At 69.3% G+C, this 12,107-nt stretch carries 7 protein-coding genes; 4 read left to right on the top strand and 3 right to left on the bottom strand.

Translation table 11 applies throughout. The features are described from left to right. The first annotated feature begins 66 nt into the window (after positions 1-66). Entirely contained in the window at positions 67-2,166 is a 2,100-nt protein-coding gene (locus tag NQ204_RS14355) for a glycosyltransferase (protein ID WP_256644221.1), read from the top strand. Here NQ204_RS14355 and NQ204_RS14350 read toward each other — a convergent pair. Together NQ204_RS14350 and NQ204_RS14345 are read right to left on the bottom strand one after the other, a co-directional pair. Continuing rightward, positions 2,163-3,728 (bottom strand): tetratricopeptide repeat protein, encoded by a 1,566-nt coding sequence (locus NQ204_RS14350; RefSeq protein ID WP_256644220.1) that lies wholly within the window; start codon positions 3,726-3,728, stop codon positions 2,163-2,165. The two genes, NQ204_RS14355 and NQ204_RS14350, sit on opposite strands and share 4 nt — an antisense overlap. 30 nt (positions 3,729-3,758) lie before the next feature. Beyond that, positions 3,759-5,918, bottom strand: coding sequence for a RelA/SpoT family protein (locus tag NQ204_RS14345; protein WP_256644219.1), 2,160 nt, complete (start codon positions 5,916-5,918; stop codon positions 3,759-3,761). 416 nt (positions 5,919-6,334) lie between these two features. On the opposite strand from NQ204_RS14345, the gene NQ204_RS19690 reads away from it, so the two are divergent. Then, on the top strand, positions 6,335-6,535 hold the full coding sequence (locus NQ204_RS19690) for a glycosyltransferase (RefSeq protein WP_256644218.1): 201 nt from the start codon (positions 6,335-6,337) through the stop codon (positions 6,533-6,535). Positions 6,536-6,639: 104 nt separating this feature from the next. Further along, entirely contained in the window at positions 6,640-7,164 is a 525-nt protein-coding gene (locus NQ204_RS14335) for a hypothetical protein (RefSeq protein ID WP_116865228.1), read from the top strand. Between the two features lie 47 nt (positions 7,165-7,211). On the opposite strand, the gene hrpA is transcribed toward NQ204_RS14335, so the two are convergent. Further along, positions 7,212-11,294, bottom strand: a complete 4,083-nt coding sequence (gene hrpA, locus NQ204_RS14330) for an ATP-dependent RNA helicase HrpA (RefSeq protein ID WP_256644217.1) — start codon at positions 11,292-11,294, stop codon at positions 7,212-7,214. 86 nt (positions 11,295-11,380) lie between these two features. On the opposite strand from hrpA, the gene NQ204_RS14325 reads away from it, so the two are divergent. Next, on the top strand, positions 11,381-11,929 hold the full coding sequence (locus NQ204_RS14325; protein ID WP_079222875.1) for a Dps family protein: 549 nt from the start codon (positions 11,381-11,383) through the stop codon (positions 11,927-11,929). The last annotated feature ends 178 nt before the right edge of the window (positions 11,930-12,107 follow it).

Genomic DNA, 12,107 nt, shown 5'->3' with positions numbered 1-12,107 from the left:
CTACCCCAGCCACCGTGGCTGGCGGATTCCCCCGTGTTCCCCCGCTTAAGCTGGAGTTGCAACCGGATGGCGATGTCTTTGGCCGAAATCCGCTACCTGATCAATCGCCTGACGGGCCTGGCCCGGCGCAGCTTGGCCAGCCTGCGGACCCGCGGCTGGCGGGCCACCTGGCAGCGCATCCGGGTGCACAGCCAGCGTGCCGTGCCGGCCCCGCGTGCCCCGCTGTACCTGCCGGCCACACAGGCGTTCGCGCCGTTCAGCGTGCCTTTCAGCGAATCGCCGGTGGTGAGCATCATCATCCCGGTCTACAACCACGCCGATCACACCCTGGCCTGCCTGCGGGCACTGGCCTCGCATCCGCCGGCGGCCGCCTGCGAGATCCTGGTGGTCGACGACGGCAGCAGCGATGCCACCGTGCAATGGATGCCGCAGATTGCCGGCCTGCGTTACGAGGTGCGTGAGCGCAACGGCGGCTTCATCGACGCCTGCAATGACGGCGTGCAGCGCGCGCGCGGCCAGTATGTGGTGCTGCTGAACAACGATACGGTGCCGCAGCCGGGCTGGCTGGACGCCCTGCTGGATACCTTCACTGCGGTGCCGGAGGCCGGCCTGGTCGGCAGCCAGCTGCTCTACCCCGATGGCCGCCTGCAGGAATCGGGCGGGGTGATCTTCGCCGACGGCAGCGGCTGGAGCTATGGCCGCTTCGAGGCCGCCGACGACCCGCGCTATGCCAGCCTGCGCGACGTGGACTACTGCTCCGGCGCGGCGCTGATGCTGCCGCGCGCCCTGTGGCAGCAGCTTGGTGGCTTCGATACCCGCTACCGGCCGGCCTACTACGAAGACACCGATCTGGCCTTCAGCGTGCGGGCGCTGGGCCGCCGCGTGCTGGTGCAGCCGGCGAGCCGGGTCATCCACGATGAAGGCACCAGCAACGGCACTGATACCGGCAGCGGGGTGAAGGCCTACCAGGTGCGCAACCAAGGCATCTTCGCCGCCAGATGGGCCACCGAACTGGCGCGCCACCCGGCCGTGGGCGAAGTGCCCTCGCCCGCCCTGCTGCACCGCGGCCGCCGCCAGGTGCTGATTCTGGACGAAGAAGTCCCGCGCCCCGAGCGCGATTCGGCCTCGCTGCGCCAGGTCAACCTGATCCGCCTGCTGCTGCAGGCCGGGGCCCATGTGGTATTCGTGCCGACCCGGCGCGAGCACGGCGGCGTGGCCACCGACGCCCTGCAACGGATGGGCGTGGAAGTCTGGTACGCACCGTTCATCGAGGGCGTGGCCGGCTGGCTGCGCAGCCACGCTGCGCGCTTCGACGTGGCCCTGCTGGTACGCCACCACGTGGCCAACGAATGCCTGCCCCTGCTCAAACGCTACGCGCCGCAGGCACGCACCGTGTTCGACACGGTGGACCTGCACTACCTGCGCGAGCGCCGCGGCGCCGAAGTGGCCGGCGATGCCAGCCTGCTGCGTGCGGCCGAACGCACCCGCAGCAGCGAACTGGCGGTGATGGAGCAGTGCGACGTCACCGTGCTGGTCAGTGCCGCCGAGCGCGAACAGCTGCAGGCCGATGCACCGCGCGTACGGGTGGAGCTGATCTCCAACCTGCATGAAGTGGCCGGCGCAGGTGCGCCGTATGCACAGCGCCACGACCTGGTATTCGTCGGCGGCTTCCGCCACCCGCCGAACCTGGATGCGATGGAATGGTTCATCGGCGAGGTCTTCGCCGGCATCCGCGCGCAGCTGCCGCAGGTGCGCCTGCACTGCATCGGCGCGGCCGCGCCGGAAAGCCTGCTGGCGCTGGCCGCCGGCCAGCCCGGGGTGGAGATGCACGGCTTCGTCGAGGACATCGTGCCGTACATGGACGGTGCCCGCATCGCCATTGCCCCGCTGCGCTTCGGCGCCGGGGTGAAGGGCAAGATCAACCTGAGCATGGCCCATGGCCAGCCGGTGGTCGGCACCACGTGCGCGGTGGAAGGCATGCACCTGCAGCCGGGCCAGGACGTGCTGGTGGCAGATGACGCCGTCACGTTCGCGGCCGAGGTCGTGCGCCTCTACCAGGACCCGCAGCTGTGGCAGCAGCTGTCCGATGCGGGCCTGGCCAACGTTGCCCAGCACTTCTCGCTGGATGCGGCGCGGGCCACCGTGCAGCGGGTGTTTTTCGACTAATCCAGCCGCCCGCCGGCCTGCCGCAGGCGCTGCTCGAACGTAGCCAGCTCCGGCAGGTCCGGCTGCAGCTGGCGCACCTGGTCGACCGCGGCCGCGGCGAAGGCCACGTCGCCGCGGCCCAGCCGCTCACTGCCGATGGCCAGCCAGCGCTGTGCCAACCGCACCCGTGCCGACGGCAGGCCCGTCGCGGTCGGCGCCAGGGTCTGCCAGGCCTGCAGGCAGGCGCCCGCCGCCCGCACCCGGTTCTGCCGCAGGTTGTCATCGAAACACTGCCGGCTGGCCGGCAGCAGGCGCGCGGCAGCCGCCCTCACCCGCGCATCGCGCGGAGCCAGCGCCTGTGCCTCACGCAGCGCGTCGAACGCGCTATGCCCGGGCGGGCTGATCCAGCGTCCTTCACGCTCGGCGCGATCGATCTGGCGCAGGTGGTCGCGCAGTTTCCGCTCGCGCTGGGCCGTGCTCAATACCGGCTGCTGCTGTCCCTGCCGCGCCTGCTGGGCGCGCTGGATGCGCTGTGCGGCCTGCTGCAGCGCCGCCTGCGATGCGCCGAGTGCAGCGGCACGCGCACGGTCGGTCTCGGCCGCCTCGAACTGGAAATCGGCGGCCTGGCGCTGGCTGCGTGCCAGCAGCGCCTGCGCCGTCTGTTCGCGGCCGCGCAATGCATTGGGGTCATCAGGCGCCACTGCCAGCACGGCGTCGAAGGCGTTGGCCGCGGCGTCCAGCGTCTGCTGCTTCAGTGCACGCTGGCCCTGCCGCAGGCGCTGGTCGACCGCGCGCGCCAGCGCTTCCTGGCTGGCCGGCAGATCGCTGTGACCGGCATCGAACTGGCGCGCACGCTGCAGCAGGGCCGCGGTCTGCGCCAGCTCGCCGCGTGCAGCCAGCGCGCGGGCGCGCTGCAGCAGATCGCTCAGGGCATCTTCGCGTCCTTCCAGCGCCGGCAGGTTGTCCGGCTGCAGGGCCAGGATGCGCTGGAACAGCGGCAGCGCACTACTGTCGCCCTCATCCAGGCGGCCGGCCGCCAACGCATTGCGCGCCTGTGCCAGCAAGGGACCGATCCCCGCGCCCGCACTGCGCCGCGCCTGCAGCTGCCGCGCCACGGCATCGGCCTGGCCCTGCGGCACCTGCAGTTCGCGGGCCAGCGCGAGCGCCTGCGCGCTGCCGTCGAGATCATCGGCCTGCAGCCGCTCATGCGCCTGCCGCAACGCCGCCACGCCGGTGCTTGCCAGCCCCTGTCGCGCCTGCAGGCGATCGTTGTCGAGGGCCAGCGCGGCCTGGTAGCGTTCACGCGCGCCGCTGCCATCGGATGCGGTCAGCCGCCCCGCGGCCAGCGCGCGATCGCCCTCGGCCAGCAGCTGTTCAATCTGCGGTTCGTCCCAGAACCAGTCGGCCAGCGGCTTGCGCAGCAGCACCAGCGCCACGAACACCACCACCGCCGCCAGCAGTGCCCAGCGCCAGACCCGGCGCGCGTGGCGTGCCTGCAGCCACCACCAGCGGCCCTCGCGGCGAACGCGGTCCAGCGCGGGGTGGTCGGCGCCGTGGCGGCGATGCGGGGGCTCGCGTTCCATGCGTGCAGGGTAGCCGGGGCAACGTGAAGCTCAGCCCAGACGACGCGCCTCGCTCACGCCTGGCAGGGCATCCAGTTTGCCCAGCAGGTTCGACAGCTGGCCGTAGTCGCTCACCTTCAGGCGCAGCCGCAGGTGCGCGCGGCCACTGTTGCGCACGTTGTCACTGTGGATGTCGAGCACGTACGCGTCTTCCTGTGCGATCAGGTTGGTGATGTCCTTCAGCAGCCAGCGGCGGTCGACCGCGTCGACCACCACGTCCACTTCGTAACCGTTGCCGGCCTGGCCCCATTCCACCGGCAGGATGCGCTGCGGGCTGGCGGCGGACAGGCGCGCCAGCGATGCGCAGTCTGCACGATGCACGGTGACACCGCGGCTACGGGTCAGGTAACCGACGATGGGCTCGCCGGCCACCGGCTGGCAGCAGCGCGCCAGCTGCACAAGCAGATTGCCCACGCCCTGCACGGTGAACTTGGATTTGCCCAGGTTCTCGCGGCGCGCGGTCGGCCGCGGCAGGGTCGGCGCGGGTGCCGGCTGGCTGGCCGCACGCTCGGCTTCCAGCAGCGCACGGCTGACCTGGTTGGGGCCGGTATCGCCCAGCGCCACCTGGATGTACAGGTCGTCGACGCTGTCGGCGTGGAATTTCTTCGCGGCCGCGGCCAGGTCCGAATGCTGCAGGCCCAGCCGCTTCAGTTCGCGCTCCAGCAGCTCGCGGCCGGCCTGCACGTTGCGCGCACGGTCCAGCTTGTGGAACCAGCTGCGCACCTTTTCGCGCGAACGGTTGCTGGCCAGGAAGCCCAGTGCCGGCATCAGCCAGTCTCGGCGCGGGTCGGCCTCCTTGCCGGTCAGGATCTCCACCCGGTCGCCGCTGCGCAGCCGGTAGGTGAGCGGCACGATGCGGCCGTTGACCTTGGCGCCACGGCAGCGGTGGCCGACCATGGTGTGTACCTGGTAGGCGAAATCGAGCGGGGTGGCTCCCTGCGGCAGGTCCAGCACCTCGTCCTTCGGGCTCAGCGCGTAGACGCGGTCTTCGGTCAGCTCGGCATCGAGCGCGCCGGCCAGTTCGTTGCCCTGCCCTTCCTGCGCCTGTTCCAGCAGCTGGCGCATCCAGGTGATCTTGCGATCGAAGGCCTTCTCGGCGCCCTTGCTGCCTTCCTTGTACTTCCAGTGCGCGGCCACGCCCAGCTCGGCCTGCGCATGCATGTCGTGGGTGCGGATCTGCACTTCGATGGTGCGCCCTTCCGGGCCGACCACGGCGGTATGCAGCGACCGGTAGTCGTTGGCCTTGGGGCGGGCGATGTAATCATCGAACTCGCTGGGCACCGGCGCCCACAGCGCATGCACCACGCCCAGCGCGGCGTAGCAGGCGGCCACGTCGTCGACCATCACCCGCACCGCGCGGATGTCATACAGCTGGTCGAAGGCCAGCCGCTTCTTCTGCATCTTCCGCCAGATGCTGTAGATGTGCTTCGGCCGCCCGCTCACTTCGGCATGGATGCCCTGTGCGGCCAGTTCGCGCGACAGCGTCTTCTTGACGTGCTCGACGTAGCGCTCGCGGGCGATGCGCGTCTCGTCCACCTCGCGTGCGATGCGGCGGTAGGTGTCCGGTTCCAGGTGGCGGAACGCCAGGTCTTCCAGCTCCCACTTCAACTGCCAGATACCCAGGCGGTTGGCCAGCGGGGCATGGATGTCACGGGTCAGCTGGGCCAGTGCGCGGCGCTGCTCTTCGTCCAGCTTGTCGGCTGCACGCATGCGCGCCAGCTGCCGCGCCAGCAGGATCGGCACCACCCGCAGGTCGTGGATGATGGCCAGCAGCAGGCGGCGCAGGCCTTCGCTGTTGCGTCCGGCGTCGCGGCCGGCATGCAGCGCCCAGACCGGGTCGGCGGCGTCCTGGCCGTCGAGCAGGCCGATCACCGCCGTCTTGTGGCCGCCCAGCGGCAGCGTGTCCAGATGGGCGCGAAGGCCCGGCAGGTCGAACAGCAGCGCCGCGAGCACCGCGCCTTCGTCGGCCGACAGCAGGGCCAGCGCGTCCAGCGTATCGGCCAGCACCGACCAGCTGCTGCCGCGCATTTCGTGCGAGGTATCGGCAGCTTCCCACAGCTGCAGCAGGGCTTCGCGCAGCGGCGCGGGCAGCACCGCCGCCGCAGGGCGGTTCAACAAGGCTTCCAGGCCGGGGACAGACGCGCGGTTCACAGCAGTCGGACATCAAAGACAGAGGTCTCTACGGTAACGCTCCGCCCGTTCAGGAACAATCGCCAAGGCCACCATCGGCGCTCATGTGTTCATGCCGGCATCTGACTGTGGCGGTGGCTGCCGCACGTTGCGTCCTGACTGGATGGTTCAGAAAACCACACCGGGTTTACAAAAGCCGGGGCATGGTCGAGGCCGCTGCGGTGGTGTTCCGCAGCATGCCTGCGGGGAGTGCCGATATCGTGGATGGAAAACGTTTCACCCGTCACGCTGCTGTTCAATTTCGCCTTCTTCTATCCGATGGTGATGGCCTTCTTCTGGATGGTCGGCGGCATCTACTACTACCTGCGCCGCGCCCTGACGCGCCCTGACGCGCCGCCACGACTGCGCAGCCGGCCGCCGGTCAGCGTCCTGGTTCCGTGTTTCACAAAGCCCCCCACATCGCCGACACGATCCATGCGATCGCCGCCCAGGTGTACCCGCGCCTGGAAATCATCGCGATCAACGATGGCAGCCGCGACGCCAGTGGCGGATGCCGCGGAGCAGGCCCGGCTGCAGGCACCGCCACAGGTGATGCACACCCTGCGCCGTCACCGGGTGGTGGCCGTGCGCATGGATGAGCAGGCCCGGCCGGTCAGCGCCTGGCGGTCGCATCGCACGCCCCAGGACAGGTGCCGGGTCGCCTGCGCTGCTCTACACTCGGGCCACATCCAGGAGAAACGCCATGTCCCTGCGCCTGCTGCGCCCGCTGTGTGTCGCCCTTGTTCTGTGCACCGTCGCATTGCCGGCCCTGGCCCAACGCGTTGTCGATGGCGATCTGCAGCAGCAGATGAGCCCGCAGGAGTTCAAGGCCGCCGGCCTGGACAAGCTCAGTGCCGCCGAACTGGCCACGCTCAACCGCTGGCTGCAGGGCAAGGTCGAAGCAGCCACAACCCAGGCCGTGGCCGCCGTGCGCGAAGAAGCGCGTGAGGAAGGCCGCCAGGAAGTGATCGTGAAGAACCGCGGGTTCTTCGACTTCGGCAGCAGCGAACCGGTCACCGGCATCTTGCAGGGCGAGTTCCGCGGCTTCGGCAAGGGCCGCACCTACACCTTGGACAACGGCCAGGTCTGGGAACAGGTCGACGCCACCAGCGTGTCCGGCGTGCGCAAGCCATCGCCGAAGGTCAGCATCAAGCCCGGCCTGCTGGGCGTGTGGTACATGAAGGTGGACGGCGTGAACATCCAGGCCAAGGTCCGCCGCACCAAGTAACGTTTCGACCCATGCGATGACGCCGGGCATCACCCGGCGCCATCTGGTCATAGCTGGCGCAGCGCGGTCACCCGCTGTGCCAGTTTCTTCGCAGAGATGCCAGTGCGCGCGCCCAGCTCCTGCGCGAACAGCGAGACCCGCAGTTCCTCCAGGTCCCAGCGCAGCGCCTGCCACTGCGGACGCTCGCGCAGGCCCTGTGCATCCCCTTCGCGCAGCGCATCCAGGAACGGCGTCAGTTCGAGCATGCGCGCCTGGTCGCGCGGCGGATCACGCTTGGCGCGTTCGGTACGCAAGATCATCGCCTTCAGGTAGCGCGGATACTGCGCCAGCGCATCGGCCGGCGTATCTCGCAGGAACCCCGGGTGGATCAGGCCGACCAGCTGCGCTTCCATGTCGTCCAGGTTGCCGCGCGCCCAGCCCATCAGCGGCGCTTCCAGCAGCGGCTTCAGTTCGGCCACCAGCGCCAGGATGGTCTCGGCCAGCTTGAGCCGCGACATCGCCTCGCCGAACAGCGCCTTGGCCGCATGGTCGCGACGCTGCTCGAAGGCCGCCGCATCGCGGATGTCTTCCAGGCCCTCGGCCAGCACCGCGTTCATCGCCGCATCGACCAGATCGCCACGCAGGCGCTCCTGCGATTCGATGGCCGCGTACAGCAGGCCGGTCTTGGGTGCGACCGGCAGCTGCTTGCGTGCCTGCTTCACCTTCTCCGCAAGGGCGATTTCCAGCAGGCGGCGCACGCCCAGCGGATGGGCCTCCTGCGCCTGCTGGCGGTCGGCGAAGATGCGCAGCGCCACGCTGTCACCCTCGTCCAGCAGCGCCGGGTACGCGGGCACGCCGGCTTCGCCGGGTACCTGCAGCGGAATCGGCGTGCCCGGGAACGTGCGCAGCCCGTCGGCCGCCATTTCGCGGCCGGCACGCGCGGCGAAGGCATCACCGGCACGGCCACCGAACTTCGCACGCAGCGCATCGAGGTCACGCGAGGTCGCAAGCACCTTGCCGTGCTCGTCGCGCAGGCGCAGGTTCATGTGCAGGTGCGGCTCGATCGAACCCGGCTCGAAATCGAGCGCGCTCACCGTTGCACCAGTCGCGCGTGACAGGAAGCGAGCCAGTTCACCGGTGATGGCATCGGCGCTGGGCTGCGGGAACGCCTCGAAGAAGGCGCGGCCGAAGTCCGGTGCCGGCACGTAGTTGCGGCGTATCGCCTTGGGCAGGCTGCGGATCAGCGCCGAAGCCTTGTCGGCCACGAAGCCCGGCGCCAGCCATCCCAGCTGCACCGGATCCAATGCGTTCAGCAGGTGCAGCGGCACGTCCAGGGTCACGCCGTCATCGTCGGAACCCGGCTCGAAGCGGTAGTGCAGCGGCAACCGCGCCTGGCCCAGCGGCAGGTACTTGGGGTAACGCTCCTGCTCGCTGCCCTCACCCGGCAGCAGGTCGACCAGCGACCAGTGCAGGGTCCTGCGCTGTTCCGGCGGCAGCGCCTTCCACCAAGTGTCCAGGCCGGCCGCCGAATGGATCTGCGGCGGCACGCGGTCCAGGTACCAGCGCGCCTGCCAGTCCTCGTCGGCGACGATGCCGGCACGGCGCAGCTTGGCCTCTTCCTCGCGGGCCAGTTCCAGCACCTTCTGGTTGTCGGCGACGAAGCTGGCGCGGGTGTTGATCTCGCCGGTCACCAGGGCCTGACGCACGAAGATGTCATGCGCTTCGCCCGGCTCGATGCGGCCGTAGTGCACCGGCTTCTTCGGCGCCAGCACCAGGCCGAACAGGCTGATCTGCTCGGAGGCCAGCACCTGGCCCTGCGCGCGCGACCAGTGCGGGTCGAAGTGCTTGCGCAGCAGCAGGTGGGGCAGCTCGGCAATCACCCAGTCCGGTTCGATCGCGGCCAGGGTCATGCCCCAGACCTTCTGCGTATCCAGCAGGTTGGCCACCAGCAGCCACGGCGGCGGACGCTTGGACAGCGCCGAGCCCGGGAACGGCAGGAAACGGCGCTGGCGCGGCGCCTGGAAATCGCCCTTCTCGGTGCGGTGGCCGATCTGCGTCGGCAGGCCCGCCACCAGTGCGCGGTGCAGGGTCTGGTAGGCGGCCGCGCGCACGCGCTCGCTGAAGCCACCGCCGGCCGGCGCCTGTTCCTTCTGCGCGCGCGCGGCCACCGGTGCCGGAGCGGCTTCGGTCTTGCCTTCGCGGGCCAGGCGCGCGGCGCGGTGCAGCTGGCCACGGGTGGCCTTCACCGCCGTCGCATCATCACGCGCCGGGGCAGGCGCACTGCTGCCAGCCAACAGCGGTGCCATCGAGGCATCGGTGGTTTCTTCCTTCCAGCCCAGTTCTTCGCACAGCAGGCGCAGCTGGCGGTGCAGCTCGCGCCACTCGCGCATGCGCAGGAAGCCGAGGAAGTGGCGGCCGCACCAGTCGCGCAGCTTGGATTGGGTCAGGTCTTCGTGGGCCTGCCGGTAGCCATCCCACAGGCGCAGCACGCCGACGAACTCCGAGCGCCCGTCAGCAAACTGCGCATGCGCGCTGTCGGCCGCGGCGCGCGCTTCGGGCGGGCGTTCGCGCGGGTCCTGGATGCCCAGGAACGAAGCGATCACCAGCATCGGCCGCAGGCAGCCAGCGGCCTGCGCGGCCACCAGCATGCGCGCCAGCTTCACGTCCACCGGCAGGCGGGCCATCTGTTTGCCGATGGTGGTCATGCGCCGCTCGGCATCGATCGCGCCCAGCTCGGTCAGCTGCTGCCAGCCATCGGCCACGGCGCGCTCATCCGGCGCTTCCAGGAACGGGAACTCCTCGATGCGGCCCAGGCCCAGCTGCAGCATGCGCAGGATCACCCCGGCAAGGCTGGAGCGGCGGATTTCCGGATCGGTAAACTCCGGCCGCGCCTGGAAATCAGCCTCGGCGTACAGTCGGTAGCAGATGCCCTCGGCGATGCGGCCGCAGCGGCCCTTGCGCTGGTTGGCGCTGGCCTGCGAGATCGGCTCGATGTGCAGGCGGTCCAGCTTGTTGCGCGGGCTGTAGCGCTTGACGCGGGCGAAACCCGGATCGACCACGTAACGGATGCGCGGCACCGTCAGCGAGGTTTCCGCCACATTGGTGGCCAGCACGATGCGCCGGTTCGGGCCCGGGTTGAACACCCGGTCCTGGTCCTGGTTGGACAGCCGTGCGTACAGCGGCAGCACCTCGGTATTGCGGTATTTGCGGCGCTCCAGCGACTGGTGCGCATCGCGGATCTCACGCTCACCGGGCAGGAAGATCAGCACATCGCCGCGCGAATCCAGGCGGGTGATCTCGTCGATGGCCGACACGATGGCGTCGTTGACGGTGCGCTCGCCCTGCGCTTCGCCCTCGCCTTCCAGCGCGCGGTAACGCACTTCCACCGGGTAGGTGCGGCCTTCCACGCTGATCACCGGCGCATTGTCGAAATGCTGGGCGAAGCGTTCGGTGTCGATGGTGGCCGAGGTCACGATCAGCTTCAGGTCCGGGCGCTTGCGCAGCAGCTGCTTCAGGTAGCCCAGCAGGAAGTCGATGTTGAGGCTGCGTTCGTGCGCCTCGTCGACGATGATCGTGTCGTAGTTCGACAGCCAGCGGTCACTGGCGATCTCCGCCAGCAGGATGCCGTCGGTCATGAACTTGATTCGGCTGTCTTCGCTGACCTTGTCGTTGAAGCGCACCTGGTAGCCGACCAGCTGGCCCAGCTCGCTCTGCAGTTCCTGCGCTACGCGGCTGGCCACCGCACGTGCGGCAATCCGTCGCGGCTGTGTACAGCCGATCATGCCGGCCTGGCCACGGCCGGCGGCCAGGCACAGTTTCGGCAGCTGGGTGGTCTTGCCCGAGCCGGTTTCGCCGGCGATCACCACCACCTGGTGGTCGCGGATCAGCCCGATGATCGCCTCGGCTTCACGCGCAATCGGCAGCTGCGGGTCCAGAGTAATGACCGGCTGCTGTTGCGCCCGCACCTGCCGGCGCTGCACCGACGCCTGCAAGGCCTGCTCGAAGGTAGCGGCCAGCGCCACATCCTGCGGCTTGGCCTGGCAACGCGAGAGCATTCCCAGCAAACGGCCCCGGTCGCGGCTCATGGCGCCGTCGATGGCGGCACGCTGTTGGCGCAGGCGGGGTGACGGATTTTTATCGATAGCGTTCATCAATCGGTTCGTTCAAAACTTTGAAAGCGACCAGTCATCGAGACTGATTTACTGTGAAGGCCAACGATTCCACAAGGAGGAACCCCATGGCGAAGACCAAGAGCACGACCAAGCCCAAGACCGGCAAGCAGAAGCTTGCAGCGGCGGCACCGTCGGCACCCAACATCGATATCGGGATCACCCAGGGCGACCGCAAGAAGATCGCCGACGGTCTGTCGCGGTTCCAGGCGGACGCGTTCACGCTCTACCTGAAGACCCACAACTTCCACTGGAACGTGACCGGGTCGATGTTCAACTCGCTGCACACCATGTTCGAGACGCAGTACACCGAGCAGTGGGCGGCGCTGGACGATGTGGCCGAACGTATCCGTGCGCTGGGTTTCAATGCCCCGGGCTCCTACCGGGAATTTGCTGCGCTGACCTCGATCGCCGAGGAGCCGGGCCTGACCGACAGTGCGGACTGGCGGGAAATGGTACGCCAGTTGGTGGTCGCCAACGAAGCGGTCTGCCGTACGGCACGTGAAGTGCTGGATGTGGCGGACGATGCCGACGACGCCCCGACCGAGGATCTGATGACCCAGCGCCTGCAGACCCACGAAAAGTACGCCTGGATGCTGCGCTCCCTGCTGCAGTAAGGGTTGAGGGGGTTTCGGCAGGGCTTGCAGCCCTGCACCTGCCGAATCAATGTCAAGGTCAACGTCAAGGTCAACGTCAAAGGCGGGGTTCCTGAGGGTTGGCGGGGTGGGTCCGGTTGCGGGGGGGGGGGGGGGGGGGGGGGGGGGGGGGGGGGGGGGGGGGGGGGGGGGGGGGGGG

The organism is Stenotrophomonas testudinis, assembly GCF_024499815.1.
Classification (GTDB): domain Bacteria; phylum Pseudomonadota; class Gammaproteobacteria; order Xanthomonadales; family Xanthomonadaceae; genus Stenotrophomonas.
Note: the sequence above shows the minus strand (reverse complement) of the source record. Positions and strands in the feature narration are given on the sequence as shown.